Source organism: Microbacterium sp. 22303 (genome assembly GCF_052045265.1).
Taxonomy (GTDB): Bacteria; Actinomycetota; Actinomycetes; order Actinomycetales; family Microbacteriaceae; genus Microbacterium.
The window spans coordinates 63,352-77,496 of the sequence record NZ_JBQEOQ010000001.1 but is presented as its reverse complement, the minus strand read 5'-3'; the positions used below and the strand labels follow the sequence as shown (position 1 = coordinate 77,496).

Sequence of the window (14,145 nt, the reverse complement as noted above, 5' to 3'; positions counted from 1 at the left end):
TCGGATCCGAACGCGGATGCCGAAGACTCAGTCCTCGCCGCGGAGCACGTCCAGCGCGTGCCGGAAATCGGCGGGGTACGGAGACTCCGTCTGGACCCACTCCCCGGTGGTGGGGTGCGCGAAACCGAGCCGGTGCGCGTGCAGCCACTGCCTCGTCAGGCCCAGCCGCGCCGACAGGGTCGGGTCGGCACCGTACAGCGGGTCCCCCACGCACGGGTGCCTGTGCGCGGCCATGTGCACGCGGATCTGGTGCGTCCGGCCGGTCTCGAGGTGGATCTCCAGCAGCGATGCGCCGGGGAACGCCTCGAGCGTCTCGTAATGGGTGACCGACGGCTTGCCGTCAGGGATCACCGCGAACTTCCAGGAGTGGTTCGGATGCCGCCCGATCGGAGCGTCGATCGTGCCTGCGAGCGGATCCGGGTGCCCCTGCACGACCGCGTGGTAGATCTTCTCGACCGTGCGCTCCTTGAAGGCCCGCTTGAGTGCGGAGTAGGCCGCCTCGGTCTTCGCAACCACCATGAGGCCGCTGGTTCCGACGTCGAGGCGATGTACGACGCCCTGACGCTCGGGCGCCCCGCTGGTGGCGATCCGGAAGCCTGCTGCGGCGAGAGCGCCGACGACCGTCGGGCCCTCCCAGCCCACGGACGGGTGCGCAGCGACCCCGGTGGGCTTGTCGACCACCACGATGTCGTCGTCGTCATAGACGATGCCGAGCTCCGGCACCGCGATGGGTTCGATCCGGAGCTCCTGTTTGGGCGCCCATTCCACGTCGAGCCAGCCGCCGGCGCGCAGTTTGTCCGACTTGCCCAGGACGACACCATCGAGCGCCACTCCCCCGGCCTCGGCGACCTCTGCCGCGAACGTGCGGGAGAACCCGAGCATCTTCGCCAGCGCCGCATCGACACGGACACCGTCCAGTCCGTCCGGGACCGGAAGAGAGCGCGATTCCACGATCAGGCCTCGGATCCTGCACCGTCGCGCCGAGCGGGGCTCTGCGGATCGGCACTCGTCGCCACGTCCTGGGCAGCGATGTCGGCAGATGCGCCTTCGGTCCCGGCGGAGTCATCGTCGATGCGGTCGGATCCCGATGTGTCATGGTCGGACGGTTCAGCGGCCGACTCAGCCTTGTGATCCCGCTCACGGGTGCCGTCGAGGCGGAGGCCTGTGATGATCAGCAAGGCGATCGAGATCATGCCGCTGACGATGAAGATGTCCGCGACGTTGAAGATCGCCGGCAGCATCCACGGCATCGAGATCATGTCGACGACGTGTCCGACGCCGAAGCCCGGTTCACGGAAGACGCGGTCGGTGAGGTTCCCGAGCACACCGCCGAGGAGTGCCCCGAGCACGACGGCCCACAGGCGTGCGCGCACCGCGAACGCCTTCCACACGATCACGCACGCGACGACGGCGAGGGCGATGGTGAAGATCCACGTGTAACCGGCGCCGATGGAGAACGCGGCCCCGGAATTGCGGACGTAGAAGAGCTGCAGGAAGCCGCCGAGAACGGGGACCGTCTGCTCCAGCGGGAGGTTCGTGATGGTGAGATGCTTCACAAACTGATCGGCGGCCAGCACGAGCACTGCGAGAATCGCAATGATCGCGCCGGCCGCCGAACCGTGAAGCGGTTGACGCCGGGTCAACGGGGCTCCTTACTGCGCGGAGGAGGCGTCCCCGTTGGGGCCGCCCTTCTCGTCGAGGTCGCGGAGCTGACCCTCGATGTAGCTGCGAAGCTGCGTGCGGTAATCCCGCTCGAACGTGTGCAGTTCGCTGATCTTGCTCTCGAGCACGTTGCGCTCGCGCTCGAGACGGGCGGTCTCTTCGCGCTGCTTCTGCTCGGCGTCCGCGAGGATCTTCGACGCCTGTGCCTTGGCGTCCGCGATGAGCTGGTCGCGCTGGGACTTGCCCTCGGCGACGTGCTCGTCGTGCAGGCGCTGCGCCAGCTCGATGATGCCGGCGGTCGCGGCCGCAGGAGCACCGGTCTCCGCGACCGGCGCGGCGACGGGAGCGGGTGCCGCAGCGACCGGCGCCTCGGCCGCGGGCGCAGCCTTCTCGCCGGACTCGTAGGCGGCCAGCTTGGCCTTCAGCTCCGCGTTCTCGTCGAGGGCCTTACGCCACTCGAGTACGACCTCGTCGAGGAAGTCGTCGACCTCGTCCGGGTCGAAGCCGTCCTTGAAACGGACGTGCTGGAACTGCTTGGTGACGACGTCATCCGGGGTCAGTGCCATGGGTGGCTCCTCTTTCGATGAGTTCTCGGTGGCCGGGTGGAAATGGCGCCTGCCCCTCGGCGTGCACCTTCAGAAAAGCATAGCCGTCCGATCCCTGTGCAGCGACGGCACGCGGCAACAGACGATCAGATGGGGGGCAAGGAACAATCAGATGAACAGCGACAGACGATCAGATGAAGGATCGCGTGATCGACATCAGGATCAGCACGATGATCATCGTGAGCGTGAAGCCCAGGTCCAGCGAGACGGGTCCGATCCTCAGCGGAGGAATGAGGCGTCGGAACATCCTGATCGGCGGGTCGGTGAGCGTGTAGACGATCTCAGCCGCGATCAGTCCGGCACCACGGGGGCGCCATGAGCGGTTGAAGATGGGGATGTAGTCCAGGATCAGCCGAGCGAACAGCGTGAGCAGGTACAGCAGCAGCAGTATGTTCAGAATCGCTGCGATCACGGAGACCGCGGGCGGCACCACCACGTGTCAGGAGTGCGCGAGCGCGGGCTCGTCGCCCCCGGCCATCCCGCCCTGCCCCGACACCGCGATGCTCTCCGGCGACAGTAGGAAGACCTTGCTCGTCACGCGCTCGATGCGGCCGTAGAGGCCGAGAGACAGCCCGCTTGCGAAGTCGATCAGACGGCGCGCGTCGGCGTCGCTCATCTGCGAGAGGTTGATGATCACCGGGATCCCGTCACGGAAGCTCTCCGCGATGACCTGGGCGTCGCGGTACTGCTTCGGGTGCACGGTGAGGATCTCGTTCACGACGCCCGCAGCGGGCTGACGCACCGCGGTCGGGCGACGCAGCGGCGTGACCGGAGCCGGCTTGGCCTCATCACGCTCACGACGCACCTCTTCCCGACGGACGGGCTCGTGCCGGACCTGCTCCTGGCGAGCGCTGTGCGCGGCCGGAGCAGTCTCCTCGTAGACCTCTTCCTCATCGGCGAGGCCGAGGTACACCATGGTCTTCTTCAGCGGGTTCCCCATCGTGTCCTCCGAACGTGTAGGGGTGGTTCTGTGTCGAGGCTAACCCTGTGCGGGTCGTGCCCCCGTGATTGCGGTGCCGATGCGTAGGTGTGTCGCGCCTGCCGCGATCGCCTCGACGAAATCGCCGGTCATGCCGGCCGAGATCCAAGCGGCTCCCGGCGCGACCGTGCGCAGGCGCTGCGCGGACTCATGCACTCGGGCGAACGCCGCAGCCGGGTCCTCGTCGAGCGGCGCGACGGCCATCACGCCGCGCAAACGCAGCGTCGGCAGCGCGAGCACCTGCTCGGCGAGCCGCTCGATCTCCGCCGGCGGGACTCCCCCGCGGCCCGGGTCGTCGGTGAGGTTGATCTGCAGCAGGACATCGAGCAGCACGTCGTCGGTCGCCGCACGATCGAGCGCCTCCGCGAGTCGCAGGCGGTCCACCGAGTGCACGACCTGCGCCGCCCGGCGGATCGCACCGGCCTTGTTCGTCTGCGCCTGCCCGATGAAATGCCAGCGCAGATCATCCAGCCCCGCAAGGGCCTCCGTCTTCGCGGAGAGCTCCTGCTGGCGATTCTCCCCCACCTCTCGGACGCCGAGACCGTAGAGCTCGCTCACGAGCGACGCGGGGTGGAACTTCGTCACGACGATGCGCGTGATCTCCGCGGGATCCCGTCCCGCGAGCCGTGCGGCGTCCGCGATCGCTGCATCGATCGCGGACAGCCGCTCGGCAACCGAGCTCACTTCAGGAACTCGGGGATGTCGAGGTCGCTCTCGTCGAAGGCCGGCTCGATGCTCGTGTGCACCGGAGGGATCGACGGCGCGGACACCGAAACGGTCTCGCGCGGCGCCTCCTCGGCCTGCGCCGAATCCTCGCGCTCCTCGACGGCAGGCTTCTCGGCGACCGCAGGAGTGGTCGTGCGCGAGAAGATCTGCGGGTCCAGGCGCAGCGTGGGCTCACCGCTGTCGAAGCCGGCGGCGATCACCGTGACGCGCACCTCGTCGCCGAGGGTGTCGTCGATGACCGTTCCGAAGATGATGTTGGCTTCGGGGTGCGCGGCCTCCTTGACCAGATCCGCGGCGTCGTGGATCTCGAAGATGCCGAGGTTCGATCCACCCTGGATCGACAGCAGCACGCCGTGCGCGCCCTCGATCGACGCCTCCAGCAGAGGCGATTCGACCGCGAGCTCGGCGGCCTTGATCGCGCGGTCCGCGCCGCGCGCCGAGCCGATGCCCATGAGCGCGGATCCCGCTCCCTGCATGACCGACTTGACGTCGTTGAAGTCGAGGTTGATGAGACCGGGAGTGGTGATCAGATCGGTGATGCCCTGCACACCGGCGAGCAGCACCTGGTCCGCCGTCGCGAACGCCTCGATCATCGAGATCCCACGGTCGCTGATCTCGAGCAGACGGTCGTTCGGCACCACGATGAGGGTGTCGACCTCTTCCTTCAGCTTGGCCACGCCCGCGTCGGCCTGCGACTGGCGACGGCGGCCCTCGAAGGAGAACGGCTTGGTGACGACGCCGATCGTCAGCGCGCCGATCGACTTCGCGATGCGCGCGACGATCGGGGCGCCGCCCGTTCCGGTGCCGCCGCCCTCTCCCGCCGTCACGAAGACCATGTCGGCGCCGGTCAGCGCCTGCTCGATCTCCTCAGCGTGGTCCTCCGCGGCCCGACGTCCGACCTCGGGATCGGCGCCGGCGCCGAGACCGCGGGTCAGATCACGACCGACGTCGAGCTTGACGTCCGCGTCGCTCATGAGCAGCGCCTGCGCGTCGGTGTTGATCGCGATGAACTCGACGCCGCGCAGGCCGAGATCGATCATGCGATTGACGGCGTTGACGCCACCACCGCCGACACCGACGACCTTGATCACGGCAAGGTAGTTCTGGTTCTGGCTCATCCCGTCCTCCGATGTATGTCGAGCCCCGGGCCGGAAACCTTAAACCTCAAGCAGAAGGTTAAAGTATTTCCCGGTATTGCTTTCTCTTTGATCGAAGGTAAGCGGCACACGGCGCGCAGGAGCCAAGCGACACGCGCCTGCGCGCGATCGTTTCGGATATTCGTGCTCAGCCGACGATGCCGACGCCCGGAGAGGACACGTCGTACGACGCCGCGTCCGGATTCGCCTTCATCAGCGCCTGCAGGGACCGAGTCTTGAGTGCGGACTGCTCCGCACTCCCCCACACCACCTTGGCGCCGCCGTTCAGCTGCAGCACGATGTCATCCGGAGTGGACGCGGCGGCGCCGGCGACCTGGCCGCGCAGCTCGGCGGGCAGTGTTCGCAGTGCCGTGCCGACCGCCGCGAACGCCTTGGACGCCGTGCCGCCGCTGACGTCGATCAACGCGTATCCGGCAGGCTGCTCCTCGCTGGTCGAGAGCACGACCCCTGCGACATCGACGACCGTGAACCGCCCGTCACTCTGCTGGATCACGCCGACAGGCGTGCGCTCAACGATCCGAACCACGAGGTCGTGCGGAGGGTGCGCCTCCAGACGGTAGGTCTCGATCAGCGGGAATCTGACCAGAGCGGCCTTGACGGCGCTGGCGTCGACGAGCGCGAGCGGCCGGCCGACCTGCCCCGACAGTGCCTTCTGCACGTCTCCCGCCTTGAGTGAACTCGTCCCCTCGACGGTGATCGTCTGCACCGCGAACAGCGGACTGTACGCCGCGCCGACGCTTCCGCCCACGATGAGGAGTGCGAGGGCGGCGCCGATGATCCAGCCGATGCGGCGTCGCCGGGAACGCTGGGTGAAGCGGCGGATCTCCGTGCGCAGCGCCTTCCGGCGTGCCCGGGTCGCCTGCCAGAGGTCGCGCGCGGTCAGCGGCGCCTCGTCCTGCATCGCCGACCGGTCGGCTTCCACCGCGCGGTCCTGCACCGTCGAGGATTCGGCGGTCCCTCCCCGCTCGAGAGGGATCAACGACTTCGCGTTCCGGTCGGCCGACGTCGTCGACGTCACCTCAGGCTCCGCCGCGGCGATCCCGACTTCCGTCTGCCGCCCCCACGCACGCGCCGACGGGCCGTCTGACGGCTCTGCCGAAACGGGACGCTCCGGCTCGACCGGAGGCGCCGAAGCGGGGATCGCGGACGGCCGGCGCACGGTCAGCCCTCGGCGGTGGCGCGCAGCGCATCCAGCACCTGCGGGATGATCTGATACACGTTGCCGCAGCCGAGCGTGATCACGTAGTCGCCCTCGCGCGCGACGGACGCCGTGTAGTCGGCGGCCTGCTGCCAGTCCGCGACGTAGTGCACGTGATCCGGGTCCGCGAAGGCGCCGCTGACCAGTTCACCGGTGACTCCCGGAACCGGATCCTCCCGGGCTCCGTACACGTCGAGCATGACGGTGTGGTCGGCACCGGTCTCGAGCACTTCGGCGAATTCGCGGTACATGTGCTGAGTACGCGAATAGGTGTGCGGCTGCTGGATCGCGATGATGCGGCCGTCGCCGACGATCGTGCGCATGGCATCCAGTGCAGCGCGCACCTCGGTCGGGTGGTGCGAGTAGTCGTCGTAGACGCTCACGCCCCGGGCGACGCCGTGCAGCTCGAGCCGGCGCACGGTCCCCGCGAAGCCCTCGACGGCGCGAGCGGCGTCGGCCAGCTCGTACCCCAGCGTCGTGAGCACGGCGACGGCACCCGCGGCGTTGATCGCGTTGTGCACGCCGGGCACCGCGAGCTGCATGCGGGCGGAGGCGCCGCGCAAGGTCAGGGTCGCGGCGACCGGACCGTCGGTCACGATGTCGGTGACCCGCAGGTCCGCGTCCTCCGCGAGCCCGAACGAGATGACATTCGGATGCGTGATCCCCGCTCGCACGCGGAGGGCGCCGGCGTCATCGCTCGAGATCACGACGGCCTCGCCCGCCGCGTTCGCGAAGGTCACGAACGCCTCGTGGAAGGCCTCGTCGGATCCGTAGTGGTCCAGGTGATCCGGGTCGACGTTCGTGATCAGGGCGACCGAGGTGTCGTAGAGCAGGAACGTGCCGTCGGACTCGTCGGCCTCGATCACGAACAGATCGTCGGCGCCGGAGGAGCTGGAGGTGCCCAGCTGCTCGATCACGCCGCCGTTGACGAAGTTCGGATCGGCGCCGAGCTCGCGCAGCGCGGTGACGATCATGCCCGTCGAGCTGGTCTTGCCGTGCGCGCCCGCCACGGAGACGAGGCGGCGCCCGCGGATCAGCCAGTGCAGCGCCTGCGACCGGTGGATCACATGCAGTCCCCGCTCCTTGGCGAGAACGAACTCCGGGTTCTCCGGCCAGATCGCGCCGGTGTGCACGACGGTGTCGGCGTCGCCCAGGTTCGCCGCGTCATGACCCACGTGCACCTCGGCACCGAGGTCGGCGAGCGCCCGCAGGTTGGCGCTGTCCGCGCGATCGCTGCCGGAGACGCGGATGCCCGCATCGAGGAACATCCGGGCGAGTCCGGACATGCCGGAGCCGCCGATGCCGATGAAGTGCGCGGCGGTGATGTCGTCCGGAATCGGCAGGGAGAGGTCGGGTCTGATCATGACTGAATAATCCTAAGTCGGGGCGAGCGGGGCGGCGCCCGGCTCGCCGGGTCAGGGCTGGAGGGGCTCAGCGCGCCAGCGCGCGGTCGGCGAGGGCGATGAGGTCCTCGGTCCCGGTGCGCGATCCCACGCTCTCGGCCGCCCGCCTCATCTCCGCACGGCGATCCGTGTCCCGCAGCAGCGGGACCACCTCCCTCCGCACGCGCTCGGGAGTGAGCTGCCCGTCCTCGATCAGCACGGCGGCGCCCGCATCGATCGCGGCTGCGGCGTTCAGCCGCTGTTCGCCGTTGCCGACGGCGTAGGGCACGTAGATCGCGGGGATGCCGAGGGCGCTGATCTCGCTCACGGTCGCCGAGCCGGAGCGGGAGAGGACCAGATCCGCCAGGGCGAACGCGAGATCCATCCGGTCCAGGTAGCGGCGCATGGTGTACCCGGGAGCACCCGGATCCGACATCTCGGAACGATCGCCGGTCGCGTGCAGGATCTGCCACCCCGTGTCGAGGACGTCCTGCCAGGATCCTGCGATCGCCTCGTTCAGGCGCTGTGCGCCGAGCGAGCCGCCGAACACGAGCAGCACAGGGCGATCGGGATCCAGCCCGAACTCCGCCGCGGCCTCGGTGCGGAGGGCGGAGCGGTTCAGGTCGACGATCTCCCGGCGCAGTGGCATGCCGACGACCTCGCCGCGGCGCAGGGGCGTGCCGGGGAAGGCGACGCCGACGGCCGCCGCGGTGCGGGCGCCCAGCACGTTCGCCATGCCGGGGCGGGCGTTGGCCTCGTGCACGACGAAGGGGACGCGCTCGCGCCGCGCCGCGACGTACGCGGGTGCCGAGGCGTATCCGCCGAAGCCGATCACCGCGTCCACCCCGTGCTCGCGGATATAGGAGCGCACCTGTTTCACGGCGCGCGAGAACCGCACCGGGAAGGCCAGCGCTGCGCCGTTCGGGCGGCGCGGGAACGGCACCTTGTCGATCGTGAGCAGGTCGTAACCGCGCTGCGGCACCAGCCGCGATTCCAGGCCCTCACGGGTGCCGAGCACCAGCACGGACGACTCGGGATCACGAGCGTGCAGGCCGTCGGCGACGGCGAGCAGCGGATTGACGTGGCCCGCGGTCCCGCCGCCGGCCAGAAGATACGTGGTCACTTCAGGAGCGTACCGGACCGGCCTGCGGCCGGCCTCTGCGCGGGCGCCGGCAGCGTGCGGGCGAAGGAGAGGAGCACGCCGCAGGCGAGCAGCACGGACAGCAGCGAGGTGCCGCCCTGCGACATGAACGGCAGCGGAACGCCCAGCACGGGGAAGATGCGCAGCACGACGCCGACGTTGATGAGTGCCTGCGAGAGGATCCACACCACGATGCCGCCGGAGGTGACGCGGACGAACAGGTCGTCGGTCTTGCGCACCATGCGGAACACGGCGACGGCGAACAGGACGAACAGGGCGAGCACGAGCCCGCAGCCGATCAGGCCCAGCTCCTCGCCCACGATCGCGAAGATGTAGTCGTTCGAGGCGGCAGGGAGCCATCCGTACTTCTCGCGCGAGTTGCCGAGCCCCAGGCCGAAGATGCCGCCGTTCGCCATGCCCCAGATCGCATGCACCTGCTGATAGCAGGTGCTCAGATAGCAGCTCGTGTCGTTCGAAGCATCGAAGACGCCGAGGATCAGGGCGCGCCGCCGCTCGTCGGCCAAGGCGAATCCGAGCACCGCGGCCAGGGATATCAGCAGCGGCAGGATGAAGAGCCGCAGCCGCACCCCTGAGAAGAACAGTGCTCCGAGGATGATCAGGAAGAGGATCATCGAGGTGCCGAGGTCCTTGCCGCCGAGCACGGCGGCGATGGCGAGGAAGCCGACCGGGATCAGCGGGATGAACACGTGCTTCCAGCGTCCGAGCAGGTCCTGCTTGCGCCACAGGATGAAGCCGGCCCACACGGCGAGGGCGAGCTTGATGAACTCGGAGGGCTGCACCACCTGGCCCGCGATCCTCAGCCAGTTCGTGTTGCCGTCGTTCGCATACCCGAGCGGCGTGTAGACGAGCATCTGCAGCCCTACAGCACCGATCAGGATGAGCCAGGCCGTGCGCTTCCAGAACGTGATGGGGAACCGGCTCATCAGGAACATGAGCGGGACGCCGATGGCCGCGACGAGGGCCTGCGTCATGACGATCGCGAAGGGATCCTGGCCGCCCTCGACCGCGTTCGCGCTCGATGCCGAGAGGATCATCACCAGGCCGAACACCGTCAGCAGCAGCGACGTCGAGGCGATCAGCGCGAACTCGGTGGACACGGGGCGGAAGACCCGCCCCAGACGGACGCGCGCGGCGAGTCCGTCGACGCGAGGCTCAGGAGCCGGCGTCGGGCGTGGTGCCACCTGCGTCATCGGCGCTCCCCTGCTCGCTCGACCGTCCCTGATCGATCCACTGCCGCACCGCCTCGGCGAAGCGGTGGCCGCGATCCGCATAGCTCGCGAACTGGTCGAAGGACGCCGCCGCCGGAGCGAGGAGCACGGTGTCCCCCTCCCGGGCGATGCCCGCAGCCAATTCGACGACGCGGGTCATGACCTCTTCAGTGTCGCCGGGGACGACCTCCAGCACCTGCACCGCGGGCGCGTGTCGCGCGAACACCTCGAGCAGGTGCGTCCGGTCGACGCCGATCACGAGGGCCGCCCGAGCGGTCGCGCCCGCGCCGGCCACCAGCTCCGACAGGTCGACGCCCTTCAGATCCCCGCCGACGACCCAGATCGCCCCGGGGAACGCCCGCAGCGATGACTGGGCGGCGTGCGGGTTCGTGGCCTTGGAATCATCCACCCAGGTGATCCCCGCGGAACGCGCGACGACCTCGATGCGATGCGCATCGAGGCGGAATCCGTCCAGCGCCGTTCTGATCGCGGTGGGCTCGACCCCGAGCGACCGGCTGAGCGCCGCCGCGGCGAGGATGTTCTGCACGATGTGCGGGGCGTTCAATCCGTGCGCGGCGAGATCCGCCACGGTCGTGAGCTCGAGGGCGCTGTGATGGCGGTCGTCGAGGAACGCGCGATCGGCGAGGATGCCCTCGACAACGCCCAGGTCGCTGGGCCCCGGGATCCCCAGCCCGAATCCGATCGCGCGGGCGCCGTCGATGACGTCGGCGTCCTCGACCATGCGCTGCGTGGCCGCGTCGGCCTTGTTGTACACGCAGGCGACGCGCGTATTGCGGTACACGACCGCCTTGGCATCGCGGTACGCCTCGGCACTGCCGTGCCACACGAGGTGGTCGTCCGCGAGGTTGAGGCACGTGGCCGCCCACGGCACCGGCTGCCCTGCGGGGTCGGAGCGCCCGAGGTACCAGAGCTGGTGGCTGGACAGTTCGACCACGAGCACGTCGAAGCCGCCGGGGTCGCGCACCGCGTCGAGGACGGGCACGCCGATGTTGCCGCACGGGGCGGCGCGCAGACCGCCGGCGACGAGCATCGTCGCAGTGAGCTGGGTCGTGGTGGTCTTGCCGTTGGTCCCTGTGATCAGCACCCACTCCGCGGGTGTGCCGTCGTCGCGGAGGACCTTGTCCCGCACGCGCCAGGCGAGCTCGATGTCGCCCCACAGAGCGATCGGCTGCGTGCGGATCCACGCGATCACGGGATGTGCGGGCGCGAAGCCCGGCGAGGCGATGACGATCTCCGGCGCGAACTCGACGAGCTGTTCCGGAACGGATCCGAGATCGCCGATCCACAGCTGGGCGCCGATCAGCGGCACCAGGCGCTCGTACTCCTCGGTGGCGCTCTCGGAAAGCACCAGGACCTCCGCGCCGAGCTCGGTCAGGGTGTCGGCGACCGAGAACCCGGTCACGGACAGGCCGAGCACGGCGACCCGCAGGCCCCGCCAGTCGGCGTGCCAGCTGGTCAGGACATCGAGATCACGGGTCATGAGCTGGTCAGCCGCAGCCACTCGACGTAGAACAGGCCGAACGCCGACACGGAGAGCAGACCGGCGATGATCCACATCCGCACCACGATCGTGGCCTCGGGCCAGCCGCGCATCTCGAGGTGATGGTGGAACGGGCTCTGCAAGAACAGGCGCTTGCCGCGGGTGAGCTTGAAGTAGGCCAGCTGCACGATCACCGAACCGGAGGCGATGATGAAGACGCCCGCCAGGAGCAGGAGAAGCAGCTCGGTGCGGGTGAGGATCGCGAGCGCCGCGATCACGCCGCCGATGGACATGGATCCGACATCGCCCATGAAGACCTTCGCCTTGGGCGCGTTCCACCACAGGAAGCCGATCAGCGCGCCGACGAACGACGCCGAGATCACGGCGAGGTCGAACGGATGCGCGACGTCGTAGCAGCCTGCCAGTGACGACGGCGACAGCGACTCGGCGGCACAGGACTGCTTGAACTGCCAGAACGAGATGAGGCTGTAGGCGCCGATCACGAACACGGCGCAGCCGGCCGCCAGGCCGTCCAGGCCGTCGGTGAGGTTGACGCTGTTGGAGGTCGCGATGCCGATCAGCGAGATCCAGAGCAGGTACAGCAACCAGCCGACGATGGGGCCCAGCGCGAACAGCCACAGCACGGGGATGTCGCGGAAGAGCGAGACGAAACCGCTCGCGGGGGTGTTGCCGGAGGGGCTGCGCACCGTGAGCGCGACGATGCCGAACGGCACCATGACCAGCACCTGCCCGACGATCTTGCGCCAGCCCGAGAGCCCGAGGCTGTTGCGCCGGCGCAGCTTCATGTAGTCGTCGATGAAGCCGACCGCGCCGAAGCCCAGCATGAGCCAGATCACGAGCAGCCCGGAGGCCGTCGGATAGCTCCCGCCGGTGAAGGTGCCGACGCCGTAGCCGACGACGGTGCCGAGGATGAAGATGACGCCGCCCATGGTCGGCGTGCCCCGCTTGGCCTGATGGCTGGGGTTGCTGATCGACTCCGGCGTGCGGATGACCTGTCCCCAGCCCCACTTCCGGAACAGCCGGAGGAACACCGGCGTCAGCAGGAGCGTGAACGCGAGGGAGATCGCGGCGGAGGTAAGCAGGGATCTCACGAGAACGATTCTCCCAGACGATCGCCGAGGAACCGGAGTCCGGCGGAGTTGGACGACTTCACGAGCACGCGATCGCCGGGGCGCAGCTCACCCCGGAGGTACTCGAAGGCGGCGTCGGCGTCGGCGAGATGCACGGCCTCACCGTCCCACGAGCCCTCGCCCACAGCCGCGAGGTAGAGCCGGCGCGCCTCCGCGCCGACCACGACGATGCGCTGAATGTTCAGGCGCACGGCGAGCAGCCCGATCCGGTCGTGCTCGTCGCCGGCCGTCTCGCCGAGCTCGCTCATCGCGCCCAGCACGGCGACGGTGCGCTCGTCCGGACCGGTGATCTGCGCGAGGGTGCGCAGCGCGGCCGCCATGGAGTCGGGGCTCGCGTTGTACGCGTCGTTGATGATGCGCACGTCGGCGCCGCCCATGGGCTGCATGCGCCACCGCTCGGCGAGCTGCACGGTCTCCAGGCGCGCGATGGCGTCGGCAGGCGCGACGCCGAGTGCGCCGGTCGCAGCGATCGCCGCGATCGCGTTGTTCACGTGGTGCGCGCCGAGCACCTGCAGACGCAGCGGCAGCGCCTGCCCGTCCACGTGCACGATGCAGGACGTCCCGGATGCGGTGACGTCGATCTCGGCCGCGCGCACGTCTGCCGCGGGGGTCTGGCCGAAGCCGACGATCTGCAGGCCGCGCTCCTCGGCGAGCGGCGCCATGCCCGCTACGCGCGGGTCGTCGAGGTTCAGCACGGCGGTGCCACCGTGGGCCGCAGCCTTGACCAGTTCGGCCTTGGCCCGTGCCGTCTCCTCGATGCCGCCGAAACCGCCCGCGTGCGCGAGTCCGACCATGAGCTCGATCACGACGTCGGGAGTCACGAGCCCGGCCAGGCGCGCGATCTCGCCCGGCGCGCTGGCGCCGAACTCGCACACCAGGAAGCGGGTGGTGGGGGTGATCCGCAGCATGGTGAGCGGCGCGCCGACTTCGTTGTTGTACGAGGCGATCGGCGCGATCGTCTCGCCCTCGTCCTGCAGGATCCGTGCGAGGAAGTTCTTCGTGGTGGTCTTGCCGTTGGATCCGGTGACGCCGACGATGCGCAGGTCGCCTGCCGCCCGCACCTTGGCGACGACCGCACGGGCCAGTTCCGCGATGGCGTCGACGACATCGGGCACGACGATCTGCGAGATCGCCTCGTCGACGGCGTGCTCGACGAGCGCCAGCACGGCGCCGTTCTCGATCGCGGCGCCCACGAACCGGTGGCCGTCGGTCTGCTCACCGGGCTTGGCGACGAAGATGCCGCCGGGCGAGATCTGACGAGAATCGGTGTCGACGACGCCGGAGACGATCGATGCGGGATCGTGACCTGCGGCGGGGCGCAGGTCGCCGCCGACGATCTCGGCGATCTCCGCGAGAGACAGAGCGATCATGGGGATGGGATCCTCCGAGGGCGACGCCATCGCTCCGAAGCGAC

The 14,145-nt window shown here is 69.3% G+C and carries 14 protein-coding genes; all 14 read right to left on the bottom strand.

Features of this window, described 5'->3' with window-relative positions; genetic code table 11:
* Window positions 1-27 precede the first annotated feature (27 nt).
* The 14 genes from ACTJI8_RS00375 to ACTJI8_RS00310 all read right to left on the bottom strand — a co-directional run bounded on the left by ACTJI8_RS00375 (window position 28) and on the right by ACTJI8_RS00310 (window position 14,101).
* Entirely contained in the window at window positions 28-951 is a 924-nt protein-coding gene (locus ACTJI8_RS00375) for an RluA family pseudouridine synthase (RefSeq protein ID WP_440731448.1), read from the bottom strand.
* Between the two features lie 2 nt (window positions 952-953).
* The gene (gene lspA / locus ACTJI8_RS00370; RefSeq protein WP_440731447.1) at window positions 954-1,643 is read right to left on the bottom strand and encodes a signal peptidase II; all 690 of its coding nucleotides are present in this window, start codon (window positions 1,641-1,643) and stop codon (window positions 954-956) included.
* Between the two features lie 9 nt (window positions 1,644-1,652).
* Window positions 1,653-2,228, bottom strand: coding sequence for a DivIVA domain-containing protein (locus ACTJI8_RS00365; RefSeq protein ID WP_440731446.1), 576 nt, complete (start codon window positions 2,226-2,228; stop codon window positions 1,653-1,655).
* A gap of 169 nt (window positions 2,229-2,397) precedes the next feature.
* Window positions 2,398-2,703, bottom strand: a complete 306-nt coding sequence (locus ACTJI8_RS00360; protein ID WP_440731445.1) for a YggT family protein — start codon at window positions 2,701-2,703, stop codon at window positions 2,398-2,400.
* 3 nt (window positions 2,704-2,706) lie between these two features.
* Window positions 2,707-3,207, bottom strand: a complete 501-nt coding sequence (locus tag ACTJI8_RS00355) for a cell division protein SepF (RefSeq protein ID WP_440731444.1) — start codon at window positions 3,205-3,207, stop codon at window positions 2,707-2,709.
* Window positions 3,208-3,246: 39 nt separating this feature from the next.
* A complete protein-coding gene (locus tag ACTJI8_RS00350; RefSeq protein WP_440731443.1) occupies window positions 3,247-3,930 on the bottom strand; it encodes a YggS family pyridoxal phosphate-dependent enzyme in 684 nt (227 codons plus the stop codon).
* Complete coding sequence (gene ftsZ, locus ACTJI8_RS00345; protein ID WP_440731442.1) at window positions 3,927-5,090, bottom strand: cell division protein FtsZ; 1,164 nt, start codon at window positions 5,088-5,090, stop codon at window positions 3,927-3,929. Before ftsZ ends, ACTJI8_RS00350 begins: the two co-directional genes overlap by 4 nt.
* 166 nt (window positions 5,091-5,256) lie before the next feature.
* Window positions 5,257-6,147: an FtsQ-type POTRA domain-containing protein gene (locus ACTJI8_RS00340; protein ID WP_440731441.1), complete on the bottom strand. Its 891-nt coding sequence runs from the start codon at window positions 6,145-6,147 to the stop codon at window positions 5,257-5,259.
* 143 nt (window positions 6,148-6,290) lie between these two features.
* On the bottom strand, window positions 6,291-7,691 hold the full coding sequence (murC, locus tag ACTJI8_RS00335) for a UDP-N-acetylmuramate--L-alanine ligase (protein ID WP_440731440.1): 1,401 nt from the start codon (window positions 7,689-7,691) through the stop codon (window positions 6,291-6,293).
* Between the two features lie 67 nt (window positions 7,692-7,758).
* Entirely contained in the window at window positions 7,759-8,832 is a 1,074-nt protein-coding gene (murG, locus tag ACTJI8_RS00330; protein ID WP_440731439.1) for an undecaprenyldiphospho-muramoylpentapeptide beta-N-acetylglucosaminyltransferase, read from the bottom strand.
* The gene (locus tag ACTJI8_RS00325; RefSeq protein ID WP_440731438.1) at window positions 8,829-10,061 is read right to left on the bottom strand and encodes a peptidoglycan glycosyltransferase FtsW; all 1,233 of its coding nucleotides are present in this window, start codon (window positions 10,059-10,061) and stop codon (window positions 8,829-8,831) included. The genes murG and ACTJI8_RS00325 overlap by 4 nt, the downstream gene beginning before the upstream one ends.
* Window positions 10,024-11,580 (bottom strand): UDP-N-acetylmuramoyl-L-alanine--D-glutamate ligase, encoded by a 1,557-nt coding sequence (gene murD / locus ACTJI8_RS00320; RefSeq protein ID WP_440731437.1) that lies wholly within the window; start codon window positions 11,578-11,580, stop codon window positions 10,024-10,026. Before murD ends, ACTJI8_RS00325 begins: the two co-directional genes overlap by 38 nt.
* Entirely contained in the window at window positions 11,577-12,692 is a 1,116-nt protein-coding gene (gene mraY / locus ACTJI8_RS00315) for a phospho-N-acetylmuramoyl-pentapeptide-transferase (RefSeq protein ID WP_440731436.1), read from the bottom strand. The genes murD and mraY overlap by 4 nt, the downstream gene beginning before the upstream one ends.
* Complete coding sequence (locus ACTJI8_RS00310; protein ID WP_440731435.1) at window positions 12,689-14,101, bottom strand: UDP-N-acetylmuramoyl-tripeptide--D-alanyl-D-alanine ligase; 1,413 nt, start codon at window positions 14,099-14,101, stop codon at window positions 12,689-12,691. Before ACTJI8_RS00310 ends, mraY begins: the two co-directional genes overlap by 4 nt.
* Window positions 14,102-14,145: the final 44 nt, after the last annotated feature.

What these genes read in the sequence shown, in the direction of transcription:
- ACTJI8_RS00325 (WP_440731438.1), bottom strand. Translation starts at nt 10,061, where the DNA reads ATGACGCAGGTGGCACCACGCCCGACGCCGGCTCCTGAGCCTCGCGTC.
- ACTJI8_RS00310 (WP_440731435.1), bottom strand. Translation starts at nt 14,101, where the DNA reads ATGATCGCTCTGTCTCTCGCGGAGATCGCCGAGATCGTCGGCGGCGAC.
- ACTJI8_RS00355 (WP_440731444.1), bottom strand. Translation starts at nt 3,207, where the DNA reads ATGGGGAACCCGCTGAAGAAGACCATGGTGTACCTCGGCCTCGCCGAT.
- ftsZ (WP_440731442.1), bottom strand. Translation starts at nt 5,090, where the DNA reads ATGAGCCAGAACCAGAACTACCTTGCCGTGATCAAGGTCGTCGGTGTC.
- murD (WP_440731437.1), bottom strand. Translation starts at nt 11,580, where the DNA reads ATGACCCGTGATCTCGATGTCCTGACCAGCTGGCACGCCGACTGGCGG.
- ACTJI8_RS00365 (WP_440731446.1), bottom strand. Translation starts at nt 2,228, where the DNA reads ATGGCACTGACCCCGGATGACGTCGTCACCAAGCAGTTCCAGCACGTC.
- murC (WP_440731440.1), bottom strand. Translation starts at nt 7,691, where the DNA reads ATGATCAGACCCGACCTCTCCCTGCCGATTCCGGACGACATCACCGCC.